A 15,343-nucleotide genomic window follows, 5' to 3' on the forward strand; every position below is an offset into this window, starting at 1 on the left:
TGTACTCCTTTTTAGATTTTTTCCACCACCAGGCGGTTGCCCAGCAGTTCAACGACGCGGTGTGCTCCCGGGCTGGGGCTGCTGCCGGGGCGGGACAGGGCTGTCCATTGGGCGCCTCGGTATTTGACCTGGGCTGTGCCGTCGGGCTGCCAGGTGTCGATGTGCAGTGTCTCACCAATGTCGAGGTTGACGCTGCGGTCCGCGCGCACGGAGGGCGCTCCGGGTGGTGGGCGCCGGCGCAGGTAGGCCAGGGTTACTGCGGCGCTGCCGACCAAGGCGGCGAGCACAATTTGCAGCACCGTCCCGGCACCGCCGTATGCGGCTAGCGCACCTGCAGCCAGGCCCAGAGCCAGCATCAAGAGGTAGAAGGTGCCGGTCAGCAGTTCCAGAGCGACGGCGGCACCGGCGGCCAGCCACCAGAGGTTGGCATCGGTCATGGGGTTGTCATCTCCTGAGGTTTGTATGTAGTTCGCCACATTCTGAGTGAAAAAGGGCGCTGTTCCGAGGGGGGTGGGGCTTATTCCTTACACTTCGCGCCTGCTTTATTTTTGAGTCCGCTTCGAGCCTAGGAGGCCGCGCATGAAATTCCGCTTTCCCATTGTCATCATCGATGAGGATTACCGCTCCGACAACACCTCGGGGCTGGGCATTCGCGCCCTGGCGCAGGCGATTGAAGAAGAGGGCTTTGAAGTGCTGGGCGTGACCAGCTATGGCGACCTGAGCCAGTTCGCGCAGCAGCAAAGCCGCGCCAGCGCTTTCATTCTGTCGATTGACGACGAAGAATTTACGCTGGGTGCGGGCCAGGACCCCATCATTCACAGCCTGCGCAGCTTCATCGGCGAGGTGCGGCGCAAAAACGCCGACGTGCCGATCTATATCTACGGCGAGACGAAAACGGCGCGCCACCTGCCCAACGACATCTTGCGCGAGCTGCACGGCTTCATTCATATGTTTGAAGACACGCCGGAGTTCGTCGCCAAGCACATCATCCGCGAAGCCAAGAGCTACCTGGAGGGCGTGCAGCCGCCGTTCTTCAAGGCGCTTCTCGACTACGCCGAAGATGGCTCGTACAGCTGGCACTGCCCCGGACATTCGGGCGGCGTGGCATTTTTGAAGAGCCCCGTGGGCCAGATGTACCACCAGTTCTACGGCGAGAACATGCTGCGTGCCGACGTGTGCAACGCCGTGGAAGAGCTGGGCCAATTGCTGGACCACAACGGCGCCATTGGCGAATCCGAGCGCAATGCGGCGCGCATCTTCAACGCCGATCACTGCTTTTTCGTCACCAACGGCACCAGCACGAGCAACAAAATCGTCTGGCACCACACCGTGGCCCCGGGCGACGTGGTGGTGGTGGACCGCAACTGCCACAAGTCCATCCTGCACAGCATCATCATGACCGGCGCCGTGCCGGTGTTCCTGAAGCCCACGCGCAACCACTTCGGCATCATCGGCCCGATCCCGCAAAGCGAGTTCGAGCCTGACACCATCCGCGCCAAAATTGCTGCCAACCCGCTGCTGGGGGGCGTGGATGCCAAAGCCGTCAAGCCGCGTGTGCTCACGCTCACGCAATCGACCTACGACGGCGTGCTCTACAACACCGAGACCATCAAGCAGATGCTCGACGGCTACGTGGACAACCTGCACTTCGACGAGGCCTGGTTGCCGCACGCCGCTTTCCACCCGTTCTACGGCAGCTTCCACGCCATGGGCAAGAAGCGCGCGCGTCCGCAGCATTCGGTGGTCTATGCCACGCAGTCCATCCACAAGCTGCTCGCCGGCATCAGCCAGGCCAGCCATGTGCTGGTGCAGGATTCGCAAAGCGAAAAGCTCGACCGGCATCTGTTCAACGAGGCCTACCTGATGCACACCAGTACCTCGCCGCAGTACAGCATCATTGCCAGCTGCGACGTGGCCGCCGCCATGATGGAGCCGCCCGGCGGCACGGCACTGGTGGAAGAAAGCCTGGTCGAAGCCCTGGACTTTCGCCGCGCCATGCGCCAGGTGGAAGATGAATTTGGCAAGAACGACTGGTGGTTCAAGGTCTGGGGCCCCGAGGAACTCGTGGACGATGGCCTGGGCACGGCCGAGACCTGGGTGTTTCGCAACAAGGGCAAGAAGAAGAATGGCGCGGCCCAAAATGCCGCGAAATGGCACGGCTTTGGTGACCTGGCCGACGGCTTCAACATGCTCGACCCGATCAAATCGACCATCGTCACGCCTGGCCTGAACCTCGATGGCAAGTTTGATGCCACAGGCATTCCGGCTTCCATCGTCACCAAGTACCTGGCCGAGCACGGCGTGGTGGTGGAAAAGACCGGCTTGTACAGCTTCTTCATCATGTTCACCATCGGCATCACCAAGGGCCGCTGGAACACGCTCTTGGCGGCGCTGCAGCAGTTCAAGGACGACTACGAGAAGAACCAGCCGATGTGGCGCATCCTTCCGGAGTTCTGCCAGCAGCACAAGCGCTACGAGAAGATGGGCCTCAAAGACCTGTGCCAGCACGTGCACCAGCTCTACGCCAAATACGACATCGCGCGCCTGACGACCGAGATGTATTTGAGCGACCTGACCCCGGCCATGAAGCCCAGCGACGCCTACGCCCACATCGCCCAGCGCAAGACCGAGCGCGTGGCCATTGATGCGCTGGAAGGGCGCATCACCACCAGCCTGATCACGCCGTACCCGCCGGGCATCCCGCTCTTGATTCCGGGTGAGGTGTTCAACAAGAAGATCGTGGACTACCTCAAGTTCGCGCGCGAGTTCGCCAAGGTGTGCCCGGGCTTCGAGACTGACATCCACGGCCTGGTGGAGATCGAAGATGACATGGGCAACGTGAGTTACTACGCTGACTGTGTGGCTGAGCTGGGCCGCCCCGCGAAGAAAGCTGCCTAGGGGCAGATGGGGGACGACGGGCCCTTTGGCAGCACCTTTGGCAGCACCTTTGGGTGCTCCTTTATTGAGAGCTGCTAGCGCTTGATGGACGGGCGCTAGAGGCCGATTTGGCTTCAAATTCTGGCGCAGGTGGCGCATCTGCCCGTACGCGCCAGAAGCGCGCAAAGCGCGGCAGGCCGCTGGCGTGGGTGCCGTTGTAGCGGTAGGTCACCACGCTACCGATGGGCGGCGGCGTGCGGCGCAGCCCATCGGGCAGGCCGCTGCCCAGGCGAAAGCGCTGGCCGCTGGGCATCTGCACCAGTAGCGCACCGGTCTGGCCGGCGTACTTGCCCTTGCCGGGCATGTGGCCCACGACGACGGCCTCTGCGTCCTCGAAGGACTTGAGTTTGAGCAGGTCGTCGCTGCGCCCGCCCCGGTAGGGTGCGTCATCCCGACGCAGCATCAGCCCTTCGGCGCCGGCCTTCTCGTGCGTGCGCAGCTGCTGCATCAGCGCGCCATGGCTGGCCACGCGCCACTGCGGCACGGCCTGCACCCAGGGCTGCTCCAGCGCGGCGACGGTCTGCCGCAGGTGCGGCAGGCGTTCGCCGAAGCCGCCCGGCTGGCCGGGCAGGTCGAACACCATGTAGCGCAGCGCGCGCCACGGCGCATCCTGCGGCGCGGCCTGGGCTACGACGGCCTGGACTTGCTCAAACCGCCCGCGCCCGGCCCAAAGTTCGCCGTCCATTGGCACGTCGGGCCAGCCGACGGTGAACCATGCGGGCGCGTGGATTGGTAGGCCCTGGCGCGAGCGCAGTTCCTGCCCCGTCCAGAGCGCGCGCACGCCGTCGTATTTCTCGCTGACCCAGTAGGCCGTCACGTCGATGCCAGGCCGGTAGACCTGCGCCAGCGTCGGTGCGGGTGCCGCAGCACTGCCCCCCACGTGCCAGCAGGCCATCAAAAACCATAGCGCCCAGCGCAGGATGGGCGGGCGTTTGCGGCTGAAAAGGTGCATGAATAACATGGTGCCTTCAGGGACTGCAAGGATGTGGAGCATGATCTATGTCACTTTTTGTGCAGAGCAAAACAGTAGGGATCATGCGGATTCGTAGAATGGAGCGACACAACCCTTACTTCAAGGAGAGCTGATGTTTCCCGAATACCGCGACCTGATCACCAAGATCAAGGGCAATGACGTCCATTTCACGCGTTTGTTTGATAAGCACAACGAGATGGATCAAGCGATCAAGAACATGGAAGCGCGCATCATCCAAGCCACTGCTGCGGAGATCGAAACCTTGAAAAAGGAAAAGCTCCAGCTCAAGGACAAGATTTACGCGCACCTGCGCGGCCTCGACCCCGCGCAGGCGTAATTCCAGCGTTATTTCGGGGTCAGGCGAATGGCCCCGTCCAGGCGAATTACTTCGCCATTGAGCATGTCGTTTTCCAGGATGTGCTGCACCAGCTTGGCGTAGTCCTCCGGCCGGCCCAGGCGGCTCGGAAAGGGGACGGTGGCCGCCAGTGCATCCTGCACTTCCTGCGGCATCCCAAAGAGCATGGGGGTGCCAAAAATGCCGGGGGCAATGGTCATGTTGCGAATGCCGTTGCGTGCCAGGTCGCGCGCAATGGGCAGCGTCATTCCGACCACGCCGCCCTTGGAGGCGGCGTACGCTGCCTGGCCCATTTGGCCGTCGTAAGCGGCCACGCTGGCCGTAGAGATGAGTACCCCGCGCTCGCCCGTGGCCTCGGGCGCGTTCTGCGCCATGGCCGCCGCCGCCAAGCGGATCATGTTGAAGCTGCCCAGCAGATTCACGGTAATGGTTTTTTGAAACAGCGCCAGGCTGTGGGCGCCGTTTTTACCGACCGTTTTTTCTGCGGGGGCAATACCCGCGCAGTTGACCAGGCCCATGAGCTTGCCCAGCGCCTGTGCCTGGGCCACGGCGGTTTGGCCATCGGCTTCGCTGCTGACGTCGCAGCGCACAAAAGTGCCGCCAATATCGCGCGCCACGGCCTGGCCCTTGTCCTCCTGCATGTCTGCCAGTACCACCTTGCCGCCCAGCGCTGCGAGGCGGCGTGCCGTGCCTTCACCCAGGCCCGAAGCGGCGCCGGTGACGATGAATACTTTGCCTTCAATCTCCATGCCAATCTCCTTACGTTGACGTAAACGTCAATTATGGGGCGAAAAAAAGCCCGGCGGTACCGGGCGGGGAGGGGATCAGGGGAAGCCGACGCGGTCGAGCATCTGCTGCACCTTGGGCATGTTGGCGCCGACTGCACTGATCGGAATGGTTTCGCTCTTGAAGGGTTTGCCACCCGTCATGGCTTTGAGGGCTGGGTTGCCCAGTTCCACGCCTTTGGCGGCAGGCCATTCATTGTTGCCGTTGGCAAAGTATTCCTGCGCCTGGGGGCTGGCCAGGTATTCGAGGAACTGGATGGCATTGGCCTGGTGCTTGGCGTGCTTGGCGACTGCGCCGCCGGCAATGTTCAAGTGTGTGCCCCAGGATTGCTGGTTCGGGAACATCACCCCGACCTTGTTCGCTACGGCCACGTCCTCGGGCTTGTTGGAGCGCATGAGGCGGGCAAAGTAATAGCTGTTGGTGACGGCAATATCGCATTCGCCAGCAGCCACAGCCTTGATTTGGTCGGTGTCGCCGCCCTTGGGGGTGCGTGCCAGGTTGTCTTTCACGCCTTGCAGCCAGGCCTGGGCCTTGGGCTCGCCCATGTGCTCGGTGATGGCGCCAAACAGGCTCAGGTTGTACGGATGCGAACCCGAGCGGATGCAGATCTTGCCCTTGTTTTTGGGATCGGCCAGCTTTTCGTAGCTGTCCACATCGCTGGCGGCGACCTTGACCTTGTTGTAAACAATGACGCGGGCGCGGGTCGAGAGACCGAACCAGGCAATGCCGCCATCGGCCGTCGGCTGGGCGTGCAGGTTGGCCGGAATGGCATCCTCGAGTACCTTGGAGCGGATCGGCTGGAACAGGCCGTCGGCTTCGCCCCGGTACAGGCGCGCGGCATCGACGAGCAGGATGACGTCGGCGGGTGAGGCGCTGCCTTCGGCTTTGAGGCGTGCCAGGATGCCGGCATCGTCGGCATCCACGCGGTTGATCTTGATGCCCGTGGCCTTGGTGAAGTTGTCGTACAGCGCCTCATCCGTAGAGTAGTGGCGGGCGGAGTACAGGTTGACGACCTGCTCTTCTGCAGCGGCGGCGCTGCCCAGGGTGGCGATGGCGCAGGCGGCCACCAGGGCCTTCAGGGTGAGATGCATGGCGAGGTTTCTTTCACGGGTGGAAAACCTCGCCATCATAGAGCAAACGCGAATTATTCGCAATTAACGAAGCGCAACAAAACGGTTGCACAAGAAAAAACCCACCGTGCGCAAACACGGTGGGTTTTGAGTGGCTCCTCGACCTGGGCTCGAACCAGGGACCTACGGATTAACAGTCCGGCGCTCTACCGACTGAGCTATCGAGGAATGATCGGTATATGAATTGTGCGGCCTTGTGCAATTGCAAAGCCATGAAGTTTGGCTCCTCGACCTGGGCTCGAACCAGGGACCTACGGATTAACAGTCCGGCGCTCTACCGACTGAGCTATCGAGGAACAAGACTTAGATTATAGGCATAAAAATGCGGCGTTTTTGAAAAAATATGGCTAGATGAAAAATCAACGGGGTTCGGGGCGCATCCATAACCAGATGAGGACACAGGCCATGCAGCCGATTGCGCTGGCGCGGGCCCACCAGGGGGCAGCAACGTATAACAATACCAGGGCGCACAACGCCATCATGGCGCTGGCGCTGCACTTGGCTCGTCGGCTGACGCAGCCCCCGCGTGCCCAGTCGCGCAGCATGGAGCCAAACAGTGGGTGCTGCCAGAGCCAGACGTGCAGGCGTGGTGAGCTGCGTGCCGCTGCCCAGCCTGCCAATAAGATGAAGACAGTGGTCGGCAGTCCTGGCACAAAGATGCCAATGATTCCCAGTATCAGGCTGAGCACGGCCAAGCATAGATAGAACACACGCATCAGCGGCGTAGTCGGCGCCAGGGGCGGCGGCGCGTCATCGGCAGGGTAGGCAGCAGAGGCGGGAGGCATGGGGTGATTGTGCCCGCCAGGTTGCTGTCCCTGCCTGCGCTAAACCGGCAGGGGCTGTGGGTTCTTTACTTTTGCCAGGGATTGGAGGACTATAGGCAGCAATCCCCCGTATTTTCAGGAGAAGACCATGGCCGCCGATCGCATCAGCTTGGCTGCTTCCAGCCACCTGAACAGTTCCAGCAGTACAGAAGCGCAGCGCAACCATGCCCCGCGCCGTGCCGATATGCATGGGCCGGCAGCGGCGCAGCCGCCTGTCGCTGCATCTTCCTCGGCACGAACATCCAGCACCGAAGTCACTATCAGCCAGCGCGCCAAGGACATGGCCGCTCAGCGCCAAAACAGTGATGGCCGCCAAGAAACGCAACGTATGCAGGAGCAGCAGGCGGTGCAGCAGATGTCGTTGCTCAACGGTGAATTGCGCCGGGCCTATGGCGCATGACGTGAAAGCGAGGTGACACTATGGCTGCCGCCATTGCCCCCTTTGCTGCTGCCGCCCGCCCTTCGTATCAGGTGCAGTCTGCGCAGCGCGAGGCCCGCCAGGCCGAACAAACGGCGCAAAATTTGCGCCGCCAAGCTGATTCGGCGCAGCGCAGCGCCGATCAGGAGCAAACCCGCGCCGATGGCCTGAAAGCCCAGTCGGACGACGCCAACACCCGCTGGGAAACTGCACGTGGCCAGCTCAACGCTGCCCAGGCCAGCAGCAACGATGTGGTGAGGGTGCGCACTGCACCCAGTGGCGTGCCATTCATGAATGGCACGGGACAGGCCACCGGGCTGCTGTTGCACGTACTTGCTTGAGCCTTGTTCAGCTTTCCACGGCCAGGGCCTGCAGCAATTCTTTTTCTATTTCCAGTTGGCGCGCACTGCTTTGCAGTTCGGCACCCTGGATCAGGAAGCTGTCTTCCACCCGCTCGCCCAAAGTGCTGACCTTGGCCAGCTGTACGCTCAGTTGGTGCGCTGCCAGCACCCGGGCGACTTGGTAGAGCAGGCCGGCACGGTCGGTTGCCGAGATGTTCAGCACCCAGCGTTGGGCTTTTTCGTCTGGGCGCAGGGAAACGCGTGGCGTTTGCGGAAAACTTTGCACCCGCCGCGACATGCGTTTGCGCCGGGGATCGGGCAGGGCGCTGCAGGAGGCCAGGGTCTGCGCCAGGTCGTTTTCCACCATGTGCGTGAGTTCCCGGTAATGGTCCGGCATGGTGGCGGTGATGACTTGAAAGGTGTCGAGCGCGTAACCGTCGCGTGTGGTGTGGATGCGGGCATCGAGAATTGAAAAGCCCGCGCGGTCAAAGTAGCCGCAGATGCGGGCGAACAGGTCGGCCTGGTCGGGGGCGTACACCAGCACCTCCAGTCCCTCGCCAGCGAGCGACATGCGCGCCCGCACGATGGCTTGGGGCGTGCCGACATGGCGCGAGAGGTGGCGCGTGTGCCAGGCAATGTCTGGTGCCTCGTGGCGCATGAAATAGCTCACGTCCAGCGTATCCCACAGGCGCTTGTGCGCTTCGTGGGGCAGGGCGCTCAGGGCCAGCAGGATCAGGGCTTCGCGTTTGCGGGCCTCGACTTCGGCCGCCGGATTGACCGTGCCACCGCCGAGCACGCGCAGCGTGGCGCGGTACAGGTCTTCGAGCAGCTTGCCCTTCCACGCGTTCCACACTTTGGGGCTGGTGCCGCGAATGTCGGCGACGGTGAGCAGGTACAGGGCGGTGAGGTGGCGCTCGCTGCCGACCCGTTGGGCAAAGCTGGTGATGACGTCCGGATCGGAAAGGTCTTGTTTTTGCGCTACCTGGCTCATGGTCAGGTGCTCGCGCACCAGGAATTCGGCCAGCTGCGCATCCTCGCCGATGACGCCATGCTGGCGGCAAAAACGCCGCATCTCCAGTGCTCCGATAACGGAATGGTCGCCACCGCGCCCCTTGCCAATGTCGTGGAACAGCGCGGCCAGGTACAGCAGCCAGGGCTTGTCCCAACCGCTGGCGAGCTGCGAGCAAAACGGGTATTCGTGCGTGTGCTCGGGCATGAAGAAGCGCCGCATATTGCGCAGCACCATCAGGATGTGCTGGTCCACGGTGTACACGTGAAACAAGTCGTGCTGCATTTGCCCGACGATGCGCCGAAACGGCCACAGGTAGCGCCCGAGCACCGAGGTCTGGTTCATCAGCCGCATGGTGCGCGTGATGCCTTCGGGCTGCTGCAGGATGCGCAAGAAGCAGGCGCGGTTTTCCGGGTCACGTCGAAAGGCCCCATCCATTACGCCGCGTGCGTTGTAGAGCGCGCGCAGCGTGCGCTCGGACAGGGCCTTGAGCCCCGGGGAGCGCTCGTAGAGCAAAAAAGTGTGCAGGATGGCCTGTGGCTGGCGCTGGTACAGGTCGTCGCTGGTGACTTCGATCAGCCCGCCCTTGTCGTAGAACCAGTCGTTGATCGGGCGCAGCTCCTGCGTGCTTGGTGCCAAGCGTGCGGTAATGCCTTGGAGCAGGATTTGGCTCAGCTGCGTCACGGCCTTGGCGGCCCAGTAATAGCGGCGCATCAGCGCCTCGCTGGCGCGCAGATGTACACGTTTGCCGTCAGTCGCCAGGCTGTTGCGGTAGCCAAAAGATTCGGCCACAGCCGTTTGCAGGTCGAACACCAGCCGGTCTTCGCGCCGCCCGGCCAGGGCGTGCAGGCGCGCGCGGATCAGGAACAGGAGCGCTTCGTTGCGCTCGATCTGGCGCAGCTCAAACGGCGTGGCCAGGCCGTTGGCAGCGAGCTCGCGCCAGCTCGTGCCCAGGCCGGCGGCGCGGGCCACCCAGAGCACGGTGTGCAGGTCGCGCAGGCCACCGGGCGATTCTTTGCAGTTGGGTTCGAGCGCGTAGGGGGTGTTTTCAAACTTGGTGTGGCGCTGGTTCATCTCCAGCGTCTTGGCATCCAGAAATGCCTGCGGGTCGAGCTGCGCGGCAAACTGTTGCTGCAAAGCGCCAAACAGAGCGGCGCTGCCGTGCACCAGGCGGGCTTCGAGCAGGGCGGTCTGGATGGTGACGTCTTGCGCCGCCTCAGCCAGGCATTCGGGCACGCTGCGCACGCTCGAGCCAATCTCCAGCCCCGCATCCCAGCAGTGGCTGATGAAGGCGGCAAGGCGCTCTTGCAGGGCGCTGTCGGTGCCGGCCCCGTCGGGCAACAGCACCAGCACATCGACGTCGGAATGGGGAAAGAGCTGCCCCCGGCCATAGCCGCCTACAGCCACCAGGGCCAGGCTGTCTGGCAGTGCGGCACGCTGCCACAGGTTTTGCAGCAGCGCATCGGCCAGTTGGGCCAATTGCATGAGCAGCTGGCGGGCGCTGCGCAGGGAACGGCCCTGGGTTTGGGCGGTGATGAGGGCAGCCTTGTCGCTGCGGTAACGCGCGCGCAGGGCGGTCAGCTCGTTCATGGGTGGATCAGGTGCGGGTGGCCTGCACAAAAGAGGGCAGGGCGGGGCTGCCGGCCGAGAGCGTCATCACCTCGTAGCCGGTGTCGGTCACCAGCACCGTGTGCTCCCACTGCGCCGAGAGGCTGCGATCCTTGGTGATGATGGTCCAGCCGTCCTTGCCCAGCTCCTTGATGTCGCGCTTGCCCAGGTTGAGCATGGGCTCGATGGTGAACACCATGCCCGGCTGCAGCAGTTCGCCCGTGCCGGGGCGGCCGTAGTGCAGCACCTGCGGTTCTTCGTGAAATTTTTGCCCGATGCCGTGGCCGCAAAATTCGCGCACCACCGACAGGCCATGGCCTTCGGCAAACTGCTGGATGGCGTGGCCGATGTCGCCCAGGCGCGCGCCGGGCTTGACCTGCTGTATGCCCAGCCACATGGATTCGAAGGTGAGCTTGGACAGGCGCTTGGCCGCGACCGAGCAGTCGCCGATCAAAAACATGCGGCTGTTGTCGCCAAACCAGCCGTCCTGGGTGATGACGGTGACGTCCACGTTGACGATGTCGCCCTTCTTGAGCGGCTTGTCGTTCGGGATGCCGTGGCATACCACGTGGTTGACCGAGGTGCACAGGTGGCCGGGGTAGGGCGGGTAGCCCGGCGGCTGGTAGCCGATGGTGGCCGACACCGTGCCCTGCTGCGCCATGCATTCGGCGCCCAGGCGGTCGATTTCAAGGGTGGTGATGCCCGGTTGGATATGGGGCGTGATGTAGTCCAGTACTTCGGAGGCCAGGCGGCAGGCCTCGCGCATGGCGGCAATGTCGGCCGCAGACTTGATGGTGATCGTCATGGCGCCCGATTATCCGACAGCCTCCAAGGACGTGCAGGGGCCCCAGTAAAATGGCGGGCTTCGCCTCTCACAGCGCCCGCTGCTACCGTGACCATGCACAAGATTTCGTTTGCGGGGGGCAACGCCCTCAGCACTTTCCGCGCCCAGCAACTGCAATCGGCCCTGGCCGCCATCCACCCCAAAATCACCGGCGTGGCTGCGCGCTTTGTGCACCTGGTGGCGCTCGATGATGCCCCCACGCCCGCGCAGCAAGAGCGCCTGGCCGCGCTGCTGACCTACGGCGAGCCCTACGCCGGCCCCGAGGACGGCGGCTTGCTGCTGGTCGTCACGCCGCGCCTGGGCACGGTCTCGCCCTGGGCCAGCAAGGCCACCGACATTGCGCGCAACTGCGGCCTGGCGGTGCACCGCGTCGAGCGCATCACCGAATACCGCCTCACGCTCAAAACCGGCCTCTTGGGCGGCCAGCCCGAAGTCTTGCCGGCGCAACTGGCGCAGATCGCCGCGCTCCTGCACGACCGCATGACCGAATCCGTCATGCCCACGCGCGCCGAGGCCGAGCAGCTTTTTACCGAGCTGCAGGCCCAGCCCATGGAGTTTGTCGATGTGCTCGCCGGTGGCCGCGCTGCGCTGGAAAAAGCCAACCTGCAATGGGGCCTGGCCCTGGCCGACGATGAAATCGACTACCTGGTGAATGCCTTCACCCAACTGGGCCGCAACCCCACGGACGTGGAGCTGATGATGTTCGCCCAGGCCAACAGCGAGCATTGCCGCCACAAAATCTTCAACGCCGAGTTCACCATCGACGGCGTCGCGCAAGACAAATCCCTGTTCGGCATGATCCGCCACACCGAGGCCACCTCGCCCCAGCACACCATCGTCGCCTACGCCGACAACGCTTCCATCATGGAAGGCAGCCCGGTGGAGCGATTTGTGGCAAAAATGGGCGCTAGCGCAAGCGCAGCAAGCGCGGCCAGCTATCAAAAAGAGAGCGCAACCCACCATGTGCTGATGAAGGTGGAAACGCACAACCACCCCACCGCCATTTCGCCCTTCCCCGGCGCATCGACCGGCGCGGGCGGCGAGATCCGCGACGAGGGCGCGACCGGGCGCGGCTCCAAGCCCAAGGCGGGGCTCTCGGGCTTCACCGTCTCCAAGCTCTGGGGGGGGCTCTCCGACCAGGCGGGCGGCAAGCCCGCGCACATCGCCAGCCCGCTGCAGATCATGACCGAAGGGCCGCTGGGCGGCGCGGCGTTCAACAACGAGTTTGGCCGCCCGAATCTGGCCGGGTACTTCCGCGAGTACGAGCAGGAAGTGGCAGGCGTGCAGCGCGGCTACCACAAGCCCATCATGATCGCCGGCGGCCTGGGCGTGATCGACGCGGGCCTGACGCACAAAATCGAATTCCCCGCCGGCACGCTGCTCATTCAACTGGGCGGCCCGGGGATGCGCATTGGCATGGGCGGTGGCGCGGCCAGCTCCATGGCCACGGGGCAGAACGCCGCCGAGCTGGACTTTGATTCGGTGCAGCGCGGCAACCCCGAGATCGAGCGCCGCGCGCAAGAGGTCATCAACCACTGCTGGGCTCAAGGAGCCGCCAACCCCATCCTCGCCATCCACGACGTGGGCGCGGGCGGCCTGTCCAACGCCTTCCCTGAGCTGACCAACGACGCGGGCCGGGGCGCACGCTTTGACCTGCGCGCCGTGCCGCTGGAAGAATCGGGCCTGGCGCCCAAGGAAATCTGGAGCAACGAAAGCCAGGAGCGCTACGTGCTGGCGATTGCCCCCGCGTCGCTGGAGCAGTTCAAGGCCTTTTGCGAGCGCGAACGCTGCCCGTTCGCCGTCGTCGGCGTGGCCACCGAGGAGCGCCAGCTGGTGCTCGACGACACCGCCCTGCAGGGCGGCGCACAAAAATACCCCGTCGATATGCCCATGAACGTGCTGCTGGGCAAGCCGCCCAAGATGCAGCGCGACGTGGCCACCGTTGCCCGCCAGGGCGCGCCGCTGCAGCTCGACGGCCTGGCGCTGGAAAAGGCCGTGATCGAGGTGCTGGCGCATCCCACGGTCGCCAGCAAGCGTTTTCTCATCACCATTGGCGACCGCGCCGTGGGCGGCCTCACGCACCGCGACCAGATGGTCGGCCCCTGGCAGATTCCCGTGGCCGACGTGGCCGTGACCCTGGCCGACTTCAAGGGTTTTGCTGGCGAAGCCATGGCCATGGGCGAGCGCACGCCGCTGGCCGCCACCAACGCGGCGGCGTCGGGCCGCATGGCCGTGGCCGAGAGCATCACCAACCTGCTGGCCGCGCCCATTGCGCTGCCGCGCGTCAAGCTGTCGGCCAACTGGATGGCCGCCTGCGGCGAAGCGGGCGAGGACGCCGACCTCTACGCCACCGTCAAAGCCGTGGGCATGGAACTGTGCCCGCAGCTCGGTATTTCCATCCCCGTGGGCAAGGACAGCCTTTCGATGCGCACGCAGTGGGCGGCAGAAGGCGAGGCGAAAAAAGTCGTCTCCCCCGTCAGCCTCATCGTCACCGCCTTTGCCACCCTGCAGGATGTGCGCGGCACGCTCACGCCGCAGCTCGACGCTACGGTGGATGACAGCTCCCTCGTGCTCATCGACCTGGGCCGGGGCCAAAACCGCATGGGCGGCTCCATCTTGAGCCAGGTGCTGGGCCAAAGCGGCACCGAAGTGCCCGACCTGGACGACGCGCAAGACTTGAAAAACCTGGTCAACGCCGTCAACCAACTGCGCGCCCAGGGCCAAATCCTGGCCTACCACGACCGCAGCGACGGCGGCCTCTTGGCGGCAGTGGCTGAAATGGCCTTTGCCGGCCAGGTGGGCGTGGCGCTGAACGTGGATATGCTCGTGACCGAGGGCGACGGCATCAGCGACAGCCGCATGGACAGCGGCGAAGGCAAGAACTGGGGCCAGCAGGTGGCGGGCCGGCGCGACGTGCAAACCCTGCACGCCCTGTTCAACGAAGAACTGGGCGTGGTGCTGCAAATCCGCACCGAGCAGCGCAGCGCCGTCATGCAAACCCTGCGCGAGCACGGCCTGATCCAGTGCAGCCACATCATCGGCAAAACCCGCCCGGCCAGCTCGCCGGTGGACATGGGCAAGGGCGAGCTGCAAGTCTGGCGCGACGCGAAAAAAGCCTTTGGCGCCAAGCTCGAAGACCTGCACCAGGTCTGGGACGCCGTGAGCTGGAAAATCGCCCAGGGCCGCGACAACCCCGCCTGCGCCGACAGCGAACACGCCGCCGCCGGCGACCCGGCCAACCCCGGCCTGCACCTGCACCTGGCGTTCGACCCCGCCGACGACGTGGCCGCGCCCTACCTGAACCTGGCCAAGCCCCGCGTGGCCGTGCTGCGCGAGCAGGGCGTGAACTCGCACGTCGAAATGGCCTACGCCTTTACCGAAGCGGGCTTTGAAGCGCACGACGTGCACATGAGCGACCTGCAAGCGGGCCGCGCCGACCTGGCGCAGTTCGCCGGCGTGGTCGCCTGCGGGGGCTTTAGCTACGGCGACACCCTGGGCGCGGGCATTGGCTGGGCGCGCTCCATCACCTTCAACGAACGGCTGTCGGCGCAGTTCCAGCAGTTCTTTGCCCGCCATGACACCTTTGCCCTGGGCGTGTGCAACGGCTGCCAGATGTTTGCCGAGCTGGCCGACATCATCCCGGGCGCTGCCGCTTGGCCGCGCTTCACGCAAAACCAAAGCCACCGCTTTGAGGCGCGCCTGGCTATGGTGGAAGTGCTGGAGTCGCCCAGCATCTTTTTGCAGGGCATGGCAGGCAGCCGCCTGCCCATCGTCGTCTCGCACGGCGAGGGCTACGCCAACTTTGCCCACCGGGGCGACGCCGCCACCGTGCTGGCGGCGATGCGCTACGTGGACAACCACGGCCAGCCGACCGAGCGCTACCCCTTCAACCCCAACGGCAGCAGCGGCGGCCTGACGGCGGTGACCACCGCAGACGGGCGCTTCACGGCCATGATGCCGCACCCCGAGCGGGTGTTCCGCAACGTGCAGATGAGCTGGACGAGCGGCGATATCTCGCAGCTTTCGCCATGGATGCGCATCTGGCGCAATGCGCGCAAGTGGGTGGGGTGAGAAAGCCAGCCGTGGCGCTATTGAAATAAGAGCTGCTAGCGCTTGCT

Annotated in this window: 12 protein-coding genes and 2 tRNA genes; 5 read left to right on the top strand and 9 right to left on the bottom strand. The window is 64.3% G+C overall.

The genetic code is table 11. The features are described 5' to 3' along the window. Nucleotides 1-11 precede the first annotated feature (11 nt). A complete protein-coding gene (locus tag G7045_RS05470) occupies nucleotides 12-437 on the bottom strand; it encodes an NfeD family protein (RefSeq protein ID WP_166158415.1) in 426 nt (141 codons plus the stop codon). 142 nt (nucleotides 438-579) lie between these two features. On the opposite strand from G7045_RS05470, the gene G7045_RS05475 reads away from it, so the two are divergent. Next, complete coding sequence (locus G7045_RS05475; protein ID WP_166158418.1) at nucleotides 580-2,898, top strand: arginine/lysine/ornithine decarboxylase; 2,319 nt, start codon at nucleotides 580-582, stop codon at nucleotides 2,896-2,898. A 61-nt stretch (nucleotides 2,899-2,959) separates the two neighbouring features. Here G7045_RS05475 and G7045_RS05480 read toward each other — a convergent pair whose 3' ends face one another. Continuing rightward, the gene (locus G7045_RS05480; protein WP_370521756.1) at nucleotides 2,960-3,889 is read right to left on the bottom strand and encodes a DNA ligase; all 930 of its coding nucleotides are present in this window, start codon (nucleotides 3,887-3,889) and stop codon (nucleotides 2,960-2,962) included. Between the two features lie 133 nt (nucleotides 3,890-4,022). On the opposite strand from G7045_RS05480, the gene G7045_RS05485 reads away from it, so the two are divergent. Beyond that, complete coding sequence (locus G7045_RS05485; RefSeq protein ID WP_166158424.1) at nucleotides 4,023-4,247, top strand: YdcH family protein; 225 nt, start codon at nucleotides 4,023-4,025, stop codon at nucleotides 4,245-4,247. 8 nt (nucleotides 4,248-4,255) lie between these two features. Here the strand turns inward: G7045_RS05485 and G7045_RS05490 are convergent, their stop codons facing one another. From G7045_RS05490 to G7045_RS05510, 5 genes are all read right to left on the bottom strand, one after another. Further along, nucleotides 4,256-5,014, bottom strand: a complete 759-nt coding sequence (locus G7045_RS05490; RefSeq protein ID WP_166158427.1) for a 3-hydroxyacyl-CoA dehydrogenase — start codon at nucleotides 5,012-5,014, stop codon at nucleotides 4,256-4,258. Between the two features lie 75 nt (nucleotides 5,015-5,089). Further along, on the bottom strand, nucleotides 5,090-6,142 hold the full coding sequence (locus tag G7045_RS05495) for an extracellular solute-binding protein (protein ID WP_166158430.1): 1,053 nt from the start codon (nucleotides 6,140-6,142) through the stop codon (nucleotides 5,090-5,092). Nucleotides 6,143-6,273: 131 nt separating this feature from the next. Further along, nucleotides 6,274-6,349: transfer RNA gene (locus G7045_RS05500), tRNA-Asn, on the bottom strand. 52 nt (nucleotides 6,350-6,401) lie between these two features. Then, nucleotides 6,402-6,477 (bottom strand) — tRNA-Asn (locus G7045_RS05505). A 63-nt stretch (nucleotides 6,478-6,540) separates the two neighbouring features. Next, complete coding sequence (locus G7045_RS05510; protein ID WP_370521730.1) at nucleotides 6,541-6,966, bottom strand: YbaN family protein; 426 nt, start codon at nucleotides 6,964-6,966, stop codon at nucleotides 6,541-6,543. A gap of 127 nt (nucleotides 6,967-7,093) precedes the next feature. Here G7045_RS05510 and G7045_RS05515 point away from each other — a divergent pair, with 127 nt between their 5' ends. Continuing rightward, entirely contained in the window at nucleotides 7,094-7,405 is a 312-nt protein-coding gene (locus G7045_RS05515; protein WP_166158433.1) for a hypothetical protein, read from the top strand. Between the two features lie 20 nt (nucleotides 7,406-7,425). Beyond that, nucleotides 7,426-7,764: a hypothetical protein gene (locus G7045_RS05520; RefSeq protein WP_166158436.1), complete on the top strand. Its 339-nt coding sequence runs from the start codon at nucleotides 7,426-7,428 to the stop codon at nucleotides 7,762-7,764. Nucleotides 7,765-7,771: 7 nt separating this feature from the next. Here the strand turns inward: G7045_RS05520 and G7045_RS05525 are convergent, their stop codons facing one another. Together G7045_RS05525 and map are read right to left on the bottom strand one after the other, a co-directional pair. Then, a complete protein-coding gene (locus tag G7045_RS05525) occupies nucleotides 7,772-10,363 on the bottom strand; it encodes a [protein-PII] uridylyltransferase (RefSeq protein ID WP_166158439.1) in 2,592 nt (863 codons plus the stop codon). 7 nt (nucleotides 10,364-10,370) lie between these two features. After that, a complete protein-coding gene (gene map / locus G7045_RS05530) occupies nucleotides 10,371-11,186 on the bottom strand; it encodes a type I methionyl aminopeptidase (RefSeq protein WP_166158442.1) in 816 nt (271 codons plus the stop codon). 93 nt (nucleotides 11,187-11,279) lie between these two features. On the opposite strand from map, the gene purL reads away from it, so the two are divergent. Then, nucleotides 11,280-15,296, top strand: a complete 4,017-nt coding sequence (purL, locus tag G7045_RS05535; protein WP_370521732.1) for a phosphoribosylformylglycinamidine synthase — start codon at nucleotides 11,280-11,282, stop codon at nucleotides 15,294-15,296. Nucleotides 15,297-15,343: the final 47 nt, after the last annotated feature.

This window comes from Acidovorax sp. HDW3 (genome assembly GCF_011303755.1).
In the GTDB taxonomy this organism is placed as follows: domain Bacteria; phylum Pseudomonadota; class Gammaproteobacteria; order Burkholderiales; family Burkholderiaceae_C; genus Paenacidovorax.